The organism is Blautia sp. AF19-10LB (assembly GCF_003461245.1).
GTDB classification, from domain to species: Bacteria; Bacillota; Clostridia; order Lachnospirales; family Lachnospiraceae; genus Blautia_A; species Blautia_A intestinihominis.
In genome coordinates, this window is sequence record NZ_QTWS01000021.1 from 42,726 (window position 1) to 62,984 (window position 20,259).

A 20,259-nucleotide genomic window follows, 5' to 3' on the forward strand; every position below is an offset into this window, starting at 1 on the left:
TCCGATCATGTCTTTTCTCCAAGAAATTCAAAGGTATATTTTTTCATCCGGTTAATTGCAAAAACTGCAAGAAGAACTAAAATACCCAGAAAAAACATATAGGAATGCGGGATTTTCGGGAGCAATGGATCATAACCCAAGTTATGTTTTCCGTATACTGCCTGGTTCAGAGGACTGATCCAGCAGATTAATACATTTACCTGATACATTTCGTATTTTTCTTTATGTAAAATTGCAGCCAGTACTTTCGGGTCCAATAAAAAACCAAAAACACTGTAAAGAAGGCCAAAAATCATCCCCTTAGTCTTCCCTTTATAGAGATTTCCTACAAGGATTACAAAGCTTAAGGTCAGCGAATAACAAAACAGAAGGAAGAAAACCTGCAGCATACAGCCATAGGGTGAGATACTTTCCATGACCCTTACTGTAGAAGGGACCTGCAGGTTTTTTCCTAATTCTGAATAACCAAGCATGGCCGCAGTTTCGCTCCACAGGTTACCTGGATAACTCTTTTTCATACACAGCACGGCCGTAAACAGCAGCATCAAAACCGTATATAAAACAGTTACAAGAATAACATAAATGAATTGACCTAAAAGCCATTTCCTCTTGGTTGTCCGGGTCAGCTGGTATGGAGTAATAGGTGTCATCTTCGGCAGGTCAGAAAACATAAGAAGCAAGAGCAGCGAACTGGACAGTACTGCTATCCCATCCCCAAATGTCCAGATAAATGGTTCAATGGCCTGTACCGGTGTATCGTAGGTATCCATTACAACCATGATTCTGCCTGTAAGCAGGAAACTAAGTACAAATTCTAACAGAAATATAAAAATAACTTTGGGATTGCGTAAAAATCCGAAGAAATTGTACCTTACAATTCCAAATACCTGTCTCATGTCAGTAACCCAGATTCCGGTCTATGATACTGCCATCCACGGCATTAATGGTGAGGAAACTTTCATTTGGATCTTTACTGGTATTTGATTCTGTTTCTCCGTTATATTCACTTTCTGAAGTCATGCTGCCGAAAAAATCCCAGACGGGGATCAAAATACCTGTGTGTGCGTCAGTAGACGGCTCATATATTCTGGCATAGCCAAGAACGATCCGATCAATATTATAGACTCTGGAATTTTCATATTGCATATTATCAGCGTTTGTTACCACCATCATTTTTTCATAAATTTTCATAATCTCGCTGAATGAAAGAAGATTTAAATTCTCTGTCTTTATGTTACCAATTGTGTAGGGATTTGAATAAGTCATGCTTTCTATGCCATCTTTATCGACATAGAAACAGAGACTTTCATAAGACCATGTTTCCATCGTGCTGTCCATATCTTCCAATGCCCCACCGTCTGCAATTGTCTGAGTTACCGGCACACCATTTATGGTACGTGCATAATCAATTCTATATCCATTTCCAAAATTACCTGAACTATTATCGCCTTCAAAACTTTTGCACACCGCGTAATTCCAGTTAGAAAACTGTAAATCTGTGATGCCCATTTTTTCAACTTTTTCCTTTACAAGTTTTTTTGCTTCATCCAGGGACAGACCGATAGATTCTTCTGTGGGTTTTTCTTCCTCTTCAGAATATCCGTAATCACACCACATTGCATCCTCCGGTATTTTTTCCCCGCCCTTGTTTGCTGCTTTCTTGATCTTGACTGACAAGGTATCGGAGCCATCGGAAGATATCATATAGTAGTATTGTGAATCGTCTGGCATTTGTGCAATACAACTGAAATAATTTCCGGCAACAGGTTTTGCCTCTGTCAGGGTTTTCTTTTCCGGAGCAGTTTCGTATTCCTGTTCCCATGTCTCAATATCTTCATAGATATCATAGACATAATTCCCATCATCGTCTGTTCCATAGTTATACGGATCCAGGTTTCCGTTAGCAACGTCTTCTTTTAGTTCATCCAGAGTTTTTTTAATTTCATCCTTTGTCTTCACATAATAACTATCCAGGGTATAAAGTTTTGCCTCTGAGAAGAATGCGTTTGTAATACGGTCGAGAAGCTCCTGGGTAACTTCTGCCGCAGTGACAGAAATAGCAGATATCTTTTCCACTTCCGGAATTTCTACGCTTGCATCTGTATTTACCACGAGCTTGGCACTGTCATCTTCCACATGGCTTTTATAATTTTGAGGAGCATCAATGAGATTCCTGATGGTTGTCTTTGACTCTGAACCGTCATCGTTCTTGCTTTCAGATGCTTCTCCTTTAGAACCGCTAACATCATCCGCTTCCGTATAAGCATCTACAGCCTTGCTCCCCTTCGGCTTTACCAAAGAAGAATCCGGGGTCTGTGCGCATCCTGTAAACATTCCAATACAAAGCACTATTCCTGCAAACTTTTTTATGTTTTTTCTCATTTCTGGTAATATCTCCTTTCTAAGGTTGTTATAAGTATATCATCGAGCATTACACCAAATCTTTCGCGATTTGTAACTGATATGTAAACGTTAGTGTGATTACCAGAAAACAGAGACGGTAGTTCCTTTTCCCGGATTGCTTTCAATCTTCAGTTGGAAATCGTGCAGTTCTATAATTTTCTGACATAAAGAAAGACCGAGCCCTACACTTCCTTTTGCCCTGGAACGAGATTTGTCTACCATATAAAATGGTTCCGTCACCATTTCCAGATCCTCTTTCGGTATTCCCTTTCCAAAATCCTGAACCATCAGATGGTCTGGGGTTGCCTCAAGCACAATTTTAGATTCTTTCCTGGAAGCTTTGACTGCATTATCAATTAGATTTGTCACTACACTTATCATTAAGTCCTGATCAAACTTCTTTACCAATTCTTTTGGTTCACAAAATACATCAAGAGAGATGTTTTTTTCTTGAAGCCTGCAATCAATAAGTTCTTTTACTTCTTTCAGGAAGTTATCCACCTGTATTTCAGCTGGATTGAATGAGTCTTCCGAAGCTTCGTAGAATCCAGTTAATTCCAGCATTTTCATAGAAAGTCTTGACAGCCTGCGACATTCATTTTCAATATAAATCAGAGCCTTCTCCTGCCTTTCCGGGGTTAGGCGCACAGTAAGCAATGTATCTGCATAGCCTATGATTGCAGTCATTGGGGTCTTCAGCTCATGAGCCAGACTTCCAATAAGCTGTTTTTGTGTCCGGTTTATGTTAGAAAGACTTTCAATTTGTTCTTTTATTTTACCTGTCATAAAATTAAAGGTTGCACCTATCTGCGCAAGTTCTGTATTTCCCTCTGACGGTACTTTAAAATCATAAATACCTTCAGAAACAAGAAGCGTAGCTTCTCTTAGGCCTGTAAGCGGTGCTGTGATTTTTCTAAGGCTCAAATAAAGGATAATTCCCATCACCACGATCAAAGATAAAGTAAATCCACCCGTCTGAAAAAACAGCAGATGACTTTTTTCTATTACATCTGTTATATCTTTATAAGTAACAATCTGATATCCCATATTTACATTGCCATAGTAAAATAACAAAAGTGTCCTTCCATTTATCTGACTGATCATAGGGCCATGACCATCACTGTTGCTGCCATGATCCACCATGTTTGCCTTACTTGCACATAATTCTCTTAACTTTTTTACATCGAATTCATAAACAGTTCCATTATAGGTCATTTTTCCATCAAGATATAAAACCGCGCTGTCATGAAAAACCTGCCGAAAAGCATAAGTAACTATTTGGGGGCGCATTTCGTTGTCGGCATTCTGTTTCTGATTGTCAGAAAGGCTTGTTTTATTTTCAAACTGTAAGATATTTGTTCTGAATATACTGTTTTCATAACTGTTGATATTCTGTATACTCTGATTTTTCCAACAATAAGTGGTATAGAGAAAGATCCCTGACGATGCCAACAGAATAATACATGTAGTCTGAAAAAAGATCTTTATTAAGAGTTTCATAAATCCACCTCAAGTCTGTAACCGATTCTGGGAATTGTTTTAATCTTATCCTGCCAGCCAAGTTTTTTTCTGATACGACCCACATGTGCATCCACAGTTCTTGTTTCTCCGCAGAACTCTTCATTCCACAGTTCCTGCAGAATCTGATTCCTGGTCAGTGCTTTATTCGGGTTTTTGGCGAACACCATGAGACAGTTATATTCCATTGGCTTTAAATAGATTTCCATGCCCATTTTTGTAACAGTACGACTAGCAGTATCAATGATGACATCACCAATTTGAATCTGTTCTTGTACAGTGCCATTACGTTCCAGTACTTTTTCAAGACGAACCATCACTTCCAGCATTTCAAATGGTTTTACAATATAATCTTCCGCACCGTCTTTTAATCCCTTTATCTTGCTCGCGATATCTCCCTTTGCGGTAAGAAATATTACGGGGATTTCATACTGCTTCAGTTTCGGTAACAGGCTATAGCCGTCTCTTCCGGGAAGCATAATATCTACAAGTGCACACTGAAACGCATGATCTTGAATAATTGCTTCATATGCCTCATTTCCATCCAGATATCCTACTGTTTCATACCCTGCAATCTCCAAATTCATACATAGCAGGTCATTGATTGACATTTCGTCTTCTATCACAAGAATTCTTGCCTTCATAATTATTACCTCACATGTTTTTATAACTATCTTTTCACAGGTTAATTATACATTAAATTCTATAATGCAGTTGTAACTGATTTGTAACAGCAAAAAAGGAAACCAAAACCATTCTGTGAGAATAGTTTTGATTTCCTGTATAAACCGTTATTTTCTGATCGTTTATAACCCTGGTGAGAACATCTGGGGGCAAATGATCAGTCTTTTATGAATCCCAAATATCTGCTTCCCTGATAAGTCAGTACTCCGTAATCTCCTTTTTTTATATTTTTAAATGATTTCTTGTCAACGTCAAATTCCTTTTCTGTATAGTCCGTCATGCGGAATTTGATTTTAAAATTGGGGATATCATGCACTGTAAAACCATGACTTCCTGTCAGATCACCTGCATTTGGTATCTGCTGCTGATATATTTCCCCTATTTTATCTGAAACAACAGCATCCACAGATTCTACGGAAGAATTATTATTTTTACTCCATTCCAGAATCATTCGAAAGAGAGACAATGCAAATACAAAAATTATTAAGAACACTAAAATTTTCATACGTAGCCTGATTCCTTTCATTTACCTTTATCAGATCGTGTCATTTAAGTCACATCCACTGATGATGCGATTCCATAAGTTCTCCCGCTTGTCCATTCCTTTGGTAAAATAGGGAAGTCTTTCCTCTTCCAGCTCTTCCAGACGAAGCACATTTCCATTCAGATAATTGTCAATCCGGTATCCTGTACTTTTAAGTCTTGTAATCACACCACCAATTTTTATATCCAGAATCTCATAACCAAATGGCTTTGCATCATTCATCCAGATTTTTTCTCTTGATGATTTCATATCTGTCAGATTACAGATGATTCCAGGAATAACATTCTGACTGGTATCTTTCAACGCTGCTCTGTCCGATCTGTCATATGCTGATTTTATACACATGCCCAAATCGGCTTTATCAGCTAATACCGCTGCCAGTTTTTCATAAAACGAAAATAAAAGCTGATATTTTCCTGTTTTTTTTGCACATTCATTCATACATTTCTGTATGTTTTGGTAGTAAGATTTTGTATTGACACCTGATTCTTTCACATGATAATCAAAAATGCCTAACATTGGATCCTGGTATAACAGATATTTTGAAGGATTTTGAGCCTCTTTATTCTCTTTCGTATTTAAGAATAAGGAATCAAAATTGTCAAGTGCCATAAAATCATCAAATTCTCCGCCTGTGCAGTTCCTGAACTCCTGCTTAAGGATTGTTTCGTCATAGTCTCTGTGAAAATCAAGGTGTGCAAAAAGTACAAGTCCCGGAAGCAAAGCATCCACCGGGGTTTCTGCACCATTATCCATCCATGCTGTACAGAGAACCTCTTTTATATTGTATTTTTTACAAGTAGAAAGAGCTGCTTTGGTACACGCATAGGTCTTAGAATAATTGGGGGAAATTCCGTTCCAAATCCAAGATCCTCCTGCAAAAATAACGTTATCCGAAAGCTGCGCATGGATATCCAGCATTTTTTCATAGGTTCTGGTATCATCATGATAATAGTCCCAATATACTAATCCTAGATCTTTTTTCGGTTTTTCCCATTTGGAGCAGTCCGTGTTTTCGGGCAGATCATAGTATCCGCCTGTAGAATTTGCTGTAATGTACATGTCACTCCATATCATAGGCTTTAATTCTAATTTTCTGCAAATATCTACGACCCTGTTACAATGTTCCCTGATTATCAGTGACCCTTTTTTATATCCATTTTCTTTTAGATAATTTCCAAGTCCCAGCATGACAGCCTCATCCATTCCAAGATGTACCCTGTTGGTAGAAAAATTCTCTTTTACTGAGCTGAGCAGCTTTTCAATAAACTGATAAGTTTCCTCTTTTTCAGGCTGGAGAATGTCCGCAGAATCACGAATCTTATCCATTCCCGGCCACTTCAGCACATTGTGCAGATGAGCCAGTGTCTGAATACACGGAACAAGCTCTACCCCAAACATGGAGGCGTAAGCATCCAGCTCTTTTATTTCGTCCTTGGTGTATTTTCCGCGATAAGCCCCAAAATAAGGCTGCCCCTCTACTTCATAGGTATCTTCTGTATAAAGCATAAGTACATTCATTCCAAGTTTTGCCAGTGTCTTGATCAGGAATTTCACCTTTTCAACTGTAAATACAGCATTTCTGGAACAATCCAGCATAAGACCGTTTCTTTCAAAGCAGACATGCTCTCGATATTGAAATTCATCCTCTTCCATATGATGTATGGCATAATTAAGTGCGCGGTAATAATGAGATATTTCCCGACAGATGATATGAATCTGGTTGTTTCTTTTATTGATCAATATTTCTGGTCTGTCCTGAAATTCAACAGACAATTCTATGTTTTGGTTGAAACCGTCATTTTCAGCCAGTAGTATTTCAGTACCTTTTTTAATAGTATTATATTCTTTCTTATCAGATGAAAAAACAATGTTCATACGTATTCCTCTTTCTTTAGGAATTCTGCTCTTCTTAACAAATCAATCTATTTTAGCAGAGCATCCCCTGTCAATGTTCTATTTTATTCGTTTGTAAATAATCGGCTCATCATAACCAAAAGTTCTTTTCCCATTTACTTCCATGGACTCTGATACTTCCAATTGATTTTCAGTGAACTTTTCATGCAGAGAAAATTTCAATACGGGAGAAAACATACTTACACTTCCGCCTTCCCATGTATCACCTGATTTTCTGAAAAATGCAGGAGTAAATTTTGCAGAACACTTTAGCTGATCATAGTCGGCACCTTTGAAGATTTTGTAAGTAAAATTCTTTTTATCATATCCTTCCGGTATCTCATAAGAAATAAGTTTTATTGAATTGTTTTCTTCCATAAAAAGAAACAAATGTGAAGAAGAGCGGGTAGTCCCCTGTACAGAATAATAACTCTCTTCAATCATAAATATGCCTTCGAAACCATTTGGGAGATTTGCGATTTTTGAATTACATATTGTATTGATGTGCTTTGCATATGGATACTGTGGATTTGTCTTACTTATTTTCTCAAATTGATCCTTATTATCAAATTTTCCATTCAACAGCGTAACAAAATTTATCAAGTTAGCCATGATCTTATGCCTCCATAATCTTTATCATATAGTTTTCATCCACTATACACCTTCCATATAAAAGAGTCCATGTACAAAATAAGGGAATATATAAACAAAATGCATCAGTTAACAAACATCGGCAGAGGGGCATATCATTGTCCAATTGATATGCCCCCTCTTTGTCTGGATTACTGTTCCATTTTATAAATTTACGCATAATATTTCGTACCACACCCTGTTTCTATAGCTGAAATAAGAACGTTACTGTTAATTGTGTTTGTATCTACTTAAGGCACGAATCAGTTTTTCTGACTCCAGTGGTTTGGTAAGATAATCGTCCATTCCAGACTTCAGTGCTTTAGTCTTATCTTCTGTAAAAGCATTGGCGGTCATAGCTATAATCACAACAGCAGATGCATCACTTCTGTTCATTGTACGTATTTCTCTGGTAGCTTCCAGGCCATCCATAACTGGCATCATAATATCCATCAGAATTACATTGATCTCACCAACACCTGATTTTGCAAATGCTTCAACAGCTTCCTTGCCGTTTGAAGCCTTTATAATTTCTGCTCCTGCATTTGTCAAAAGAAATTCCGCAATTTCCATATTCAATTCATTATCTTCGGCCAAAAGGATTTTCATGCCTTCAATTGATACATCATCTTCCTGGCTTTCTGCCTGCTTCATATCAGCAGAAATAAGGAATGGAAGCTGTACCATGAATGTAGTTCCTACATTTTTCTCGCTTTCAAATTTAATCGTACCACCCATTTTCTCTATTAGTTTTTTTGTAATTGGCATACCAAGACCTGTTCCTCCATAAACAGATCTTGCACCGCCTGTTTCCTGAGTAAATGGCTCAAAAATATGGTTCTGAAATTCTTTACTCATTCCAACTCCGGTATCCTTGCAGTGAAACTCAAACAGTATATGCCTGTCATCCACCTGTGTTTCATAATAGCTGAGCAGTATCTCTCCTTTTTCTTTGTTATACTTGACAGCATTACTTATGATATTCATAAGGATTCTTTTTAAATGGACCGGACTCCCATTCAAATATCTGTATTCCAGATTGTATTCTTTTTCAGATAAGCTGATTCCACGTTCATATACCTGTTTTTCTATCACTTCTCTTATTTCGTGCAGTAGTTTGTTAATATCAAAATCCTTATTTTCCAGCACGATTTCCTCTGACTCTAATTTGCTCATATCAAGCACTTCATTAATAAGCTCCAAGAGGTATCCTGAAGCATCCCATATTTTCCTGCGGCACTCATCTTGCTTTTTTAAATCATCTTTATAATAATCAGCCACTTCGATCATGCCACGGATTCCATTAATAGGAGTTCGGATATCATGACTCATTCGCTGCAGAAATTCTGTTTTTGCATTATTTGCCATATCAGCTCTTTGAGCTTCTTGCAAAAGTTTCTGCTTATAAGCTTCTTCCTGCATCATCTGAATCTTCAACAATTGTGCTTTTGATCTCCTGCGGAAGGCAAATACGGAAGCAGCCACAAATATATACAACAGCAACACGACCAACAGGTTTTTAAAAACAGAAGCAAACGCCATCTGCTCATCTATAAACATATAAACATAGTAATCGCGTCCCTTAGTCATTCTGCCAATATATCTGCATTTTTTGTCTGATACACGGACCAGTTTGTTAGCTGGTTTCTGTTTTACCTGTTGGATAATATTAATATCTCCAGAGCTCTGTCCGATCAGATCTTCGTCATTTGAAGCAACCACATTTTTTCCATTTGTTACAACGATCATTCCGCTGGAATATGTATCATAGCCACTAAGAAGGCTCTGGACCGTAAGATTATAGTTTCTGGCATACTCAGCTGATGTATGATAAAAAGTGATAATTATGCCTTTTTCGTCAGAGCGTCCATATGCAGCCAGATCCACCTGTGACCCATCCTCAAGAACGATACTTGCAGCGTATGTTTTCCGGGGATGTGCTGCTACATCAAGTACGGTTTTCTTTTGAATCTCATCCTGTAAAGCCCAGGAATTAAGATCATCTGTACTGTATTCACATTTTACCTTTCCGTTTGCATCAAGTATAATAATTCCGGTAAGTCTCTGTTCCTCCGCATATGTTTTCAGCTTATCCTCCGTAACTTCATCCTTTATATACGTCAGATTACGATTAACCTGCTGGGCATTTTCAATTGCACGCATTAAACCTTTTGTTTGGGATGCTTCATTATATCTGTTATAAATATAACATTGTTCTTTCACATATTTCAGAGTCTCGTCCATTTGCCTGGCAACTGCTTTTATGTCAGTTTTTACAGAATAAACTATAGTTATCAGAAACAGAATCAGTCCCGCCGTGATAACGATGATTTGAGTCTGCCGTCTGGACAGTTTAGTTATTTTCAATTTTATCCACCTCCAGATATCCACTGGTTTCGGGAAGATATTTTTTTAGAATTTTCTCTTCACTTCCATCTTTTCTCATTTCTTTAAAGACTTCTGTGAGTTTTTCCGGAAGTTCACTATCCGTGTTTTTAGGAAAAGCTACCCCGATTCCTGTAGTCAGGATAGCTTCATCCAGGATTCTTATCTTTGCCCCATAATCTTTTATATACTGTTGTATGGAAGTTTCATGAGCTGCTATAGCATCAACATAACCTTTTCCAAGAGAGGTAAAAAGCAGTTTTCGGTTTTCTAAGCTATACACATCTTTTACCAATGGAATAGCAGGATTCGTCCTGTCAAGAAAGATATCCTCAGGCTTTGTGGAAGCCTGTACTGCAATTACTTTTCCCGACAGATCACTAAGCTTCTTTATAGTACTGTTTTCATTGACTGCGACGACCTGCCGGCTCACCATATATGGACCTGCCCACTTATAATCATTCTCCCGGCCATCCATGGAAAAGCACCCCCATAAACAGTCTATCTCCTTATTTTCCAGATCTTTATCTTTATCATCCCATACAATCTTTGTAAATACCGGCTTATAACCAAGGCGTCCCAGAGCTTCATTTGCAATGTCAACATCAATCCCTGCCGGCTCTCCATTTTCATCGGAATAATTAAAAGGTGGAAAATCGTCACTTCCAATGATTATCTCTGGCATATTTTCCTGTGAAGATGTACTTTTCTGTGTTGTAACTGAACATCCTGATATCAGTAATATCCCAAAAGCAAATAAAAACGGTATTACTGCAATGTATTTAGATTTCATACTATGGTACCTCAACAATTTTCTCTGACTCTCTACATTTTACGTCATTATAATAACTCTGTTTATACTGAATTTACATAGAAGATATAATACAAAACATGCACAAAATTTTATGTTTTTAAAAAGAACAGGTGATTTTTGGGATTATGTTATATGAACTTCATCCGGAGTAGTGTTGCATCACTTTTAATCTGAAGCTCCATCTTCATTCTTGCTTTTGCCAGTTTAATTGTGCCAGTACTCCTTCAGAAATGGGTATAAAATACGCCATAGGTTTTTCCAATGCCTATGGCGTGTAGATATAGGGAAAAGCTACCTTTTTTATCGGCAGTGGAGTGTTTTCTGTTATTGCATATTGTTGAATTGGTATAATTACTATTCCTCTTCTTTCACCTCAGTAATAACCTCTAATTTTTCTCAAAAAGGCCCAAAAATAGAACGTATAGTTTGTTCCTATACGCTCTATCTCAAATTTCCTATTAAATAATGCAACCATGCTCAATCATCTTCTGCTGTCTGGTGGTTAGAATAGAATATTCCAGACTTTCCCTGTCTTGATATAAGTAAAAGCAAACAGGTTCCCTTAATTTACTTTTTTTCGGAACAAACTCAAAGGCAAATTTTTCACTGTCAAACTGGACACCATCAAAGTATCCCTGAATAAACCGTTCTTCCGTATTCCCACTATGTAGCAATTCATCAATCATTACTACACCGATATAGCGTCTTTCCCTTAACGAAGCCTCAATTTCTGCAAGATAATCAAAAGGAGGCTCGCTAGTCTTCATAACCACAAGAATATTTTCTTTTTTTTCACTTATCACAATCATATCAAAGTTATTCATCTAACTTACTCCTTTCTTCTGATTTTTAAATTACTTCATAATATTCATCAATAATCGCCAATGCTCTTTTAATCAAATCATGGGCACCTTTTATATCCAGCATCTTTGTAGTATCAATTGATGCTGTAGGATCATCCCAATGATCTATTGGATGGCGATTGCTGTTATAAAACGTATAAATATTTCCAATATACTTTACCTGCTCAGGCTTTGCATTTCCATATCTATCCGGTTTCAACTTATATTTTGCACCTATTTTATCAAACATATCAAAATAATTTTCTTTGATGTACTGCGCATTTGGTATAATACCACATTCTATCAATGCAATTTTTAATTGTGCTTCTACAACACGAATTGCCGGTTGAGCCAAATATGTTCCATCGAACATATCTCCTGTAACCTTCAAATTATATACAGCTTGATGAAGAGATCTTTCCATTTTCTTAGACGGTATCTTATCATAAGCATTTGGCATATAAAACTGAAATTCGGAACGAACCTCGTCTTTATCTATGTTAAGATTATATGTATCATTAAATATTTTAGGAATTTCTTCTACTTCTATTAATTCAGTAATATATCCAATAATAGTAGAAAATAACACTTCTGGTCTTCCCTGCATTACTACTTTATTATGCTTTTGATAATGTGTCACAACTACTCTATCTTTACTTTTGTTACATTTTAAAGAAACTGCTTTTCCATGAGCAATCTTTTTTTCATCTATAATCAGATTGTCTTTTCCAATTTCCTCAACAACAAGTTCTATAACTGTAGACAAATCTTCATCTGAAATTCCCTCAACTGTAAACCAAAAATCGCCTCTTTTAACTTTAGGAATCCCATTCCCTTCTGTTAAAGCAGTTTTGGCTAATTTATCTGCTTCTTCATTATAAAGATCTCCAGAATGAGCTTTTACCTTTTGATAAGAAATTTTTAGAATGTCTGCTTTATTCTTCATAAAATTTGCATATTTCTGAGCAAGTGTATTCTTTGCCTTCCATTCTCCCTGAGCCCACTTTTCAATTCCTTCATAGTCATAACGGAGTTCTAAGTTGCGGTAACCATTCTTAATTGCCCATTGTACTGCATACATAGCACCAAGCATTTCACCAGCAACATTTCTAATTGCTAAAGAATCTGGTTCATTTCCATTTCCTGATTCTCTAATAGTTTCTCCTCTTGGTGTAAGAATAATACATCCAAAGGCATATTTTCCTATTTTCTCATCAAAACTACCATCCACATATGCAACTAGCTGATTATTTGCCTTTTCTTCTATTTGGGGGACTTCTTGTTCCTTATTTTCCAAATAGTTTTTTGCTTCCTCTTCGGTTTCAAAACCTTGATACTCAGCTCCTGGATATCCGATAACCGATTCTTTGCACGCATCCCATGAATAAAACAATCCAGTTTGTTTACCTTTTTTTACAGCATAAACTTTTTTCTTTGCCATGTACGCTCCTTCAAGATTTGGGATTATAACATAATCCAACCTGTTCGTCAAGAATTTTATGTTTACATATTACATTTATGTTTACATATTACATTACACTTTAACGATATTTGTCCATTTAGCTACTTTTATTTGTTGCTTCTTATTTTATTATACATGTCCCGTCAAAACCAGTCAATGTATTTCACCAAAGGGTGATCATGTGCCAATCTGATATTGTTGACAATGAAGGACAGGAGCCAACTGCATTACTACTTAGCTCCTGTCCTGTTCATCTTGAATATAGAATTAGTAAAAACAAATTATCGGGACATCATACTGAATAAGACTATAAAGCTGTCCGGCATTTTCTGGTGGAAGATTGATGCATCCATGAGAACCACCTGTAAGATATCTGTCACCACCAAAGTACGGCTGCCAGTCTGCATCATGAAAGCCAATTCCTCCATTGAATGGCATCCAGTACGTTACCGGCTGTTCATAAGAATATGTTCCATTTGCTGTCATTTCACCTCGCAGCACGGACGGACTGCTCTTTGAATTCAGTGTGAATATTCCAGGGGGTGTTTTTCTGTTCGGATCGCTTGGCAGTCCGGATACGATTTCTGATTGAAAAATAATATTTCCATTCTGATAATACCACATATACTGCTCTGTAAGATCTACCTCTATATATGTATCTCCGAGATCATTGATTCCGTGTGCATTTGCCCTCATAGAATACACCGGTTCCCTGGTTGTCTGGGTTCCTGACTGAATTTCCTGCATGAGCTGTGCTACTTCCTTGTCCTGATCAATCTTCCACCCATAGGCGGAACCATATACATACACAGTCCTTCCGCTCGTGGTCTGAAATTGTCTTTCAGTGCCAACTGTATCATGATCTGCTGCAAGCTGTGCCACATAATCCACTACGTGCTGCCGGAAGGCTTCATCATTCTGGAGCAGCTGCCCTTTCTCGTCAAACTGCAGCCAGTTTTTGATGGTATTCCCATCGAGTGTTACCGTTTCGTCTCCAAATGTATATGTGATATTTGCTTTTGTCAGGTTCTTATATGTATTTACCATATTCTGAAGTTCTGAACTTTCTTTCGTCACATCTGCTTTCTTATAAGCCTTTGGATCACTTTCCAGATTTACCTCTGCCGCATCGTTATCGATTGCCCTGCATATCATCTGATAAGCTTCTTTGGTATTTAATTCGTTGCCTTCCGTTTCTGGCACAATAGTGAATTCTGAGTTAACAAAACTTACATACGCATTTTCCGGTGCTATCTGATTCTCTTTTTTCGCACAATTTAATGAATTTACCTGTTCTTCCAGTTTCTCCCGGCTGAAAAAAGTCTCTTCTTGAACCATATAGTTTTTTGTTTCAAAAAGACTGCCGATCCATTCCCATGATTTCTGAGTTTTCAGCAGCTGGAGAACCGCACCGCTGGATACGTATTTATAATCAATGTCTTTTCCTGTAATGGCCTGCGGGTCCTGCATTCTTGCCCTTACCTGAATAGTATAGTTATCCTTTTTCCCAGCAATCTCCTGCTCAACCTCATATGCTGTCTTATTTGAACTGTCAATCCCATTGATGGTCGTCCCATAAAAGAAGTGATATGAGTAATAATAAGATATACCTGCATAAATACAACAGCCTATAACAAAAATCATCAATATAATCAATATTACAATTTTCTTAATTTTATTTTTCTTCTTTTCTGAAAATATAATAGATCTGAATTCCGATTTATCCATCGGCACATAAACAACTGAACCTGGTCTTGCCGATTTTGTGGTTCTCATTGACTGCCCTATCACTTCTTTTTGTCTCATATCCTACTTATCTTTCTTTGAATCACTTAGTTTTTTGCACTGTCTCACTGTCATTATCAAAATGTAATGTCTTATGATATTTCGCATTCTCCTCCAGAAGTTTTTTCCATTTCTGTCCGTCTTCTTTCGTAGGATTATCAAAATTCTGCTGCCCCTTCAGTTCATCCATATACTGGATATAATCCAGGAAATAAATATCTACTGTCGAAATATCCCTGTCCTGAATTGCGAAGTTATTACAGTTTCCAGTAGACTCATTATACGGAAGTGTGTTTCCGTTGGCATCAAGAGCTACCATGAAGCAGTCACTGTTGGATCCTTCCTTATAAAGTTCATTTACCGTCAGTTCATACGGAGAACGAATTACGGATTTGAGTCCGATACCAGCATCGTTTGTATCATTCAGTTCCAATACTTCTGTCCGGGAATCATCTACTGTAACCGGGATATCGAAACTCCAGTCACCTTCATATTTGTAGTAGCCGGCATCCCTTCCATAGTTTTCATCATCCGCTTCTGACCACTCATAGTCTGCTTCCAGCCCTCTTACCTTCGAGATATCCAGATGCAGATTAAAAGTATCCGGAATCTCAATATCTTTAATATATTTCTGATATGCTCCACCACGCTCAGATACTTTATCGATAAACTCTTCCAGCAGTGCATAACCTTCATCCGTCTGATCATCTAAGTCCGCCTGAGTTATTCCCATCTCATCCATTACCTGCTGTGTCATTTCATTGTATTTCTCATTATATTCCGTATAGTCTTTTGCCGCCTGAGCAAGATCATAACGGAAAATGCATGCATAGGTGTTGTCATCCAGAAACTGTCCTTCCACATGACCGTCGATCACCCGACTAGCTTCTGAATCAAAGTCCACACCTCCAGTCATATCCAGATCAATGACCGGTGTTCCACTTTCCGCTCCGGTTTCCGTTTCTGGAAATGGCTTATCACTCTTAAACTGCATAGTTATATAGACCGCCTGGCTGTTGGCATATACTTCAGAACATGTAATTGTCAGTCCATCTGCAGTTTTAGTGTAAGCATTCGTACTATTGGCATTACCTGTCTTGTCCCCATCTGCTTCACTGCCATCTGCCGTTGTTCCATCAACGGATTCCAAGGTTGTTGCATAATCCGAAAAATCACCAAAGAAACTTACATTATCCTGCAAGATTTCAAAAAGCCCTCCTACAACCGGGATATTCTTTGCCATTACTGGATTGGTTGCACAGAATATAAATCCGACTGCCAGTACCGCTGCCATACCTCCTGCTACCCTGCCTCCAATTTTCATCCAGTGATATGGATCCTTTGGTGCTTTTTTCTGTAACACAGCATTATTTTCAATCAATCGATATGCCTGATTGATACGTTCATGCACGATTGCCGGCATTTCTGTATCCTTTTGAAGTTTTTCCTGGAAGTCTTTCTCATTATTATTTAAAGTCATCATTAAACACGTCCCTCCTTAACCTTATATCCATACATCTCTGCAATCTGTTTTCTACCACGATGAAGACGAGATTTCACAGTGCTTTCCTTCATATCCAGAGCGTCACTGATCTCCCGGACACTAAATCCTTCCATATAGTACAAAAGAACAACCAAACGATATTTGCTATCCAATGTTTCTAATACTTGTGCCCATTCCATTGCCGCATATTCTTCTTCGTGAAAAGGTGTTTCCGGCATCTGATCCGTATAAGTAACCAGCTTTTTCTTCTGTATCATGTCCTTACACTTGTTGATCAAGATTCGAATCATCCAAGTTTTAAAATATCTGTTCTGTTTCAGACTTTTCAGATTTTCATAACAGGAAAGAATCGTATCCTGTATTGCATCCGCAACATCTTCATCATTTTTCAGATATGCTGCCGCAATCTTATACATACTCTGTACATTCTCATCCATAAGTCGGCAGAAAGCATCTTTGTCGCCTTTCTTCGCTTTTCGTATCAAAACCTCATTCATTGTAGTTCCGGCTCTCCTATCTCAGACTAGTCATCCGTAGTATACTATAGAAGCTTCATTTATGTGCTTCTACTTATTAGACGTGCGAATCCCTAAAAAGGTTGCAAATATTTTAAAAAAAATTATCTCAGATAAAAACACCCCCGAAATCGTTCAAATTTTATGATCATCAGGTCCTATTAGGGTATAAAAACAGCCGTACCATGTGCGTTTTACATGATACGGCTGTCTATGATTTCCAGGCCCTCAGGACAGATTAACCCAAAATCATATCCTCTGTCCCATCAGGTCTTAAAAATACTGTTTTTGAAATTCCATTACATTCCAGCGTTACTTTCTGCTCACAGGAAGAACAGAGGCGAACCCTGTGTATCCTGCCATCTCTCCATTCGAAATCAACTGTGATGTCACCCTGTACCTTCATTCCCCGGACATTTCCGTCTTTCCATTCATCCGGAAGTGCCGGAAGTAACAGGATATGCCCTTTCCTGCTCTGGATAAGCATCTCTGCAACCGCAGCTGCAAAGCCAAAGTTCCCATCGATCTGGAACGGTGGGTGTGCACACAGCATATTGGGATAAATGCCGCCTCCCACACAGGAAATATTTTCCTCCCTGGTATAACGGAGCTGGTTTTTCAAAAGCCCCAGTGCATGTTCCCCGTCCCGGAGTCTGGCCCAGAGGCATGCTTTCCATGCCATACACCATCCGGTTCCTTCGTCCCCGCGCCTTTCCAGAGCCACCCGGCAGGCTTCCAGAAGCTCCGGGTTTTTTTCTGTGATCAGGTTTCCGGGATAAAGACCATACAGATGGGAAACATGGCGGTGATGGATCTCTGTTTCCGGATAATCCAGGAACCATTCCCGGATTTGTCCAAAGCTTCCCGTCTTAAATGGCGGCAGTTTTGAAAGTACCCGTTTTACATCCGCCGTCTCTCCCTCTATGCCCAGGGTGTTACATATTTTCAGGTAGTACCCAAACAGTTCTTTCAGGATGCTGATATCCATGGTGGATGCCATTCCCACACTGTGGGATTTTCCATCTTCTCCACAGAAACGATTTTCCGGGGAAGTGGAAGGCCCGGTAACATAGTATTCCCCATATGGGAACAGGAACCCAAGATAGAACTTTACGGCTCCCTCGATCACCGGATATGCTCTGTCTTTCAGGAAATCCAGGTCTTCTGTATAGCAGTAATGTTCCCAGAGATGCCGGCAGAGCCATCCCGAACTCATAGGCCACATAGAATAGGAACAGGGATCCTCATCCTGCCCGAAATATCCAACAGGTCCGGAATGTCCCCAGATATCCAGGTTGTGGTGGCTCACCCATCCGGAAAGTCCATAGACCTCCCTGGCTGTCTCCCGTCCATCCTCTGCTGTCCGGCAGATCAGGTCAAAGAGTGGTTCCTGACATTCGCTCAGGTTGCATCTCTCAGCCATCCAGTAATTCATCTCCGTGTTGATATTAACGGTATAATTACTGCTCCAGGGGGCACGCATCCTGTTGTTCCAGATTCCCTGGAGGTTTGCACACTGGCTTCCCGGTCTGGAGGAACAGATCATCAGGTATCTGGCATAATGGAACATCATCTCTGCCAAACGGTTTTCCCTGGTGTCGTTCAGTGATAATTCCATACGGTTAAAATATTTATGGTATTCTCCCAGATGTCTTTTCTTCAGCTGTTCATAATCCGGATCTTCCAATACTTCCATACACTCTTTTTCCAGCTGTGGTGTATCTGCATTCCGTCCAAAATCTGTATTTCCTGTAAAATAAACAAATATGTCCTGTTCTCCCTCGATCAGGAGCTTACCATCACAGCATTTCACACTGCCCTGCGGTACAACAACCTTTACAGCCAGTGTAAACCGGATTCCTTTTCCGTCCTCATAAACAACCGGTTCCGGGCAGTCATAGTATGGCGGTGCCACATAAGAGGGTGCCCGTCCGGAAAGTAAAACGGTATCTTCACAGTTTTTTATTTTTTCATATCTGATCTCACTTTCCAGTGAAATCTCAAGATGAAGTTTCTGTTCATGGACTGTCTGGAAATGGACTGCCAGCAGAGGATCTGCCATGCTCACAAACAGCTCCCTTTTATACCCTGCAGATGCCACTGTTTCCACCGCATGGTTCAAAGAGAGCTGGCGTACATATCCGCTGGGTGTCTGTCCGGACATCTGCAGACTCATATTGAATCTGCCAGCCGGGAGGTAACTGTCCGTCCAGTCACCCAGGATATGTTTCCTACAATAATCTTCTGCTCCCTGATGCTTCTGGTCTTTAAGCAGCTTTCGCAGATGCCCAAGGTCAGCATGGCCGTTTTTATTCAGCTTTGAACTTCCGTCACCGGACCATAAAGTATCAAGATTCAGCTCAAGTGTTTCATTTTCCAGACGGCCATAGGACATCACTCCAAGAGTTCCGTTTCCGAGCGGCAGTGCCTCATTCCAGGCTTCTGCCGGGCTTTTGTAGCTTAATATCCAATGGTCCATTCGTGTTATCCTCCTATATTAACATTATGTTATCTGTACTATTTTCATAAAAGTTGTAATGCTTCTTCATCTGCAACTATAGTTACATCGGGATGAAGCTGAAGAATTGAAGCCGGTACATTTGGAGTAATCGGTCCGTAAAGGGAATCATAAATAGCTTTTGCCTTAGATGAACCGGTAGCAATCAATAATATTTTCTTTGCAGACATGATATTTTTAATTCCCATAGTATACGCCTGCTTCGGTACATCATCTATGCTCTTAAAAAAACGGGCATTTGCCTTGATAGTACTTTCTGTAAGATTTACACAATGAGTTTCTTTTTCAAATGCTACTCCAGGTTCATTGAATCCAATATGACCATTTCCTCCAATTCCAAGAAGCTGCATATCAATCCCACCCACCATGGAAATTATCTTGTCATATTCTTTACAGGCACGCCCACTGTCTTCATCCATTCCGTTTGGAACATATGTATGGGATTTTTCAATGTTTATATGGCTCAATAAATTTTGATCCATAAAATATCGGTAACTCTGATCATTGTCTGGAGACAAACCTTTATATTCATCCAGATTTACAGTAGTAATTTTTGAAAAATCAAGATCCCCTTTTTTATACCATTCAATCAACTGTTGATACATACCCACTGGTGTTGAACCAGTTGCTAAGCCCAGCACTGATCTAGGATTCATGATAATCTGTGCGGACATAATATTTGCTGCTTTTCTGCTAACATCCTTATAGTCTTTTCCTTTGTAAATAACCATATATACCCTCCTGAACGTTTGGTGACCC

At 38.8% G+C, this 20,259-nt stretch carries 16 protein-coding genes; all 16 read right to left on the reverse strand.

The window, feature by feature from the left end:
- Positions 1 to 5: 5 nt before the first annotated feature.
- Entirely contained in the window at positions 6 to 779 is a 774-nt protein-coding gene (locus tag DWX28_RS12290) for a hypothetical protein (RefSeq protein WP_243002428.1), read from the reverse strand.
- 118 nt (positions 780 to 897) lie between these two features.
- Positions 898 to 2,382 carry a DUF6034 family protein gene (locus DWX28_RS12295; protein WP_117627831.1) on the reverse strand — a complete coding sequence of 495 codons (1,485 nt, stop codon included), beginning with the start codon at positions 2,380 to 2,382 and terminating at the stop codon, positions 898 to 900.
- A gap of 99 nt (positions 2,383 to 2,481) precedes the next feature.
- Entirely contained in the window at positions 2,482 to 3,618 is a 1,137-nt protein-coding gene (locus DWX28_RS12300) for a sensor histidine kinase (RefSeq protein WP_243002429.1), read from the reverse strand.
- Positions 3,619 to 3,899: 281 nt separating this feature from the next.
- A complete protein-coding gene (locus DWX28_RS12305; RefSeq protein WP_005423065.1) occupies positions 3,900 to 4,565 on the reverse strand; it encodes a response regulator transcription factor in 666 nt (221 codons plus the stop codon).
- 197 nt (positions 4,566 to 4,762) lie between these two features.
- A complete protein-coding gene (locus DWX28_RS12310) occupies positions 4,763 to 5,131 on the reverse strand; it encodes a DUF2500 domain-containing protein (RefSeq protein ID WP_118252851.1) in 369 nt (122 codons plus the stop codon).
- A gap of 9 nt (positions 5,132 to 5,140) precedes the next feature.
- Positions 5,141 to 7,027 carry a beta-N-acetylhexosaminidase gene (locus DWX28_RS12315; protein ID WP_118252852.1) on the reverse strand — a complete coding sequence of 629 codons (1,887 nt, stop codon included), beginning with the start codon at positions 7,025 to 7,027 and terminating at the stop codon, positions 5,141 to 5,143.
- A 78-nt stretch (positions 7,028 to 7,105) separates the two neighbouring features.
- Complete coding sequence (locus DWX28_RS12320) at positions 7,106 to 7,657, reverse strand: hypothetical protein (RefSeq protein ID WP_118252853.1); 552 nt, start codon at positions 7,655 to 7,657, stop codon at positions 7,106 to 7,108.
- Positions 7,658 to 7,906: 249 nt separating this feature from the next.
- Positions 7,907 to 10,042 carry an ATP-binding protein gene (locus DWX28_RS12325; protein ID WP_117942139.1) on the reverse strand — a complete coding sequence of 712 codons (2,136 nt, stop codon included), beginning with the start codon at positions 10,040 to 10,042 and terminating at the stop codon, positions 7,907 to 7,909.
- A complete protein-coding gene (locus DWX28_RS12330) occupies positions 10,029 to 10,853 on the reverse strand; it encodes a substrate-binding periplasmic protein (protein ID WP_118252854.1) in 825 nt (274 codons plus the stop codon). The genes DWX28_RS12325 and DWX28_RS12330 overlap by 14 nt, the downstream gene beginning before the upstream one ends.
- 479 nt (positions 10,854 to 11,332) lie before the next feature.
- A complete protein-coding gene (locus DWX28_RS12335) occupies positions 11,333 to 11,698 on the reverse strand; it encodes a type II toxin-antitoxin system RnlB family antitoxin (protein WP_118252855.1) in 366 nt (121 codons plus the stop codon).
- A gap of 25 nt (positions 11,699 to 11,723) precedes the next feature.
- Positions 11,724 to 13,157: a ribonuclease H1 domain-containing protein gene (locus DWX28_RS12340; protein WP_118252856.1), complete on the reverse strand. Its 1,434-nt coding sequence runs from the start codon at positions 13,155 to 13,157 to the stop codon at positions 11,724 to 11,726.
- Positions 13,158 to 13,445: 288 nt separating this feature from the next.
- A complete protein-coding gene (locus DWX28_RS12345; RefSeq protein ID WP_118252857.1) occupies positions 13,446 to 14,984 on the reverse strand; it encodes a L,D-transpeptidase family protein in 1,539 nt (512 codons plus the stop codon).
- Between the two features lie 22 nt (positions 14,985 to 15,006).
- Positions 15,007 to 16,446 carry a DUF4179 domain-containing protein gene (locus tag DWX28_RS12350; RefSeq protein ID WP_118252858.1) on the reverse strand — a complete coding sequence of 480 codons (1,440 nt, stop codon included), beginning with the start codon at positions 16,444 to 16,446 and terminating at the stop codon, positions 15,007 to 15,009.
- Positions 16,446 to 16,964: an RNA polymerase sigma factor gene (locus DWX28_RS12355; RefSeq protein ID WP_005423085.1), complete on the reverse strand. Its 519-nt coding sequence runs from the start codon at positions 16,962 to 16,964 to the stop codon at positions 16,446 to 16,448. The genes DWX28_RS12350 and DWX28_RS12355 overlap by 1 nt, the downstream gene beginning before the upstream one ends.
- 256 nt (positions 16,965 to 17,220) lie before the next feature.
- The gene (locus DWX28_RS12360; RefSeq protein ID WP_118252859.1) at positions 17,221 to 19,461 is read right to left on the reverse strand and encodes a glycoside hydrolase family 95 protein; all 2,241 of its coding nucleotides are present in this window, start codon (positions 19,459 to 19,461) and stop codon (positions 17,221 to 17,223) included.
- A gap of 44 nt (positions 19,462 to 19,505) precedes the next feature.
- Positions 19,506 to 20,231 (reverse strand): glucosamine-6-phosphate deaminase, encoded by a 726-nt coding sequence (gene nagB, locus DWX28_RS12365; RefSeq protein ID WP_118252860.1) that lies wholly within the window; start codon positions 20,229 to 20,231, stop codon positions 19,506 to 19,508.
- Positions 20,232 to 20,259: the final 28 nt, after the last annotated feature.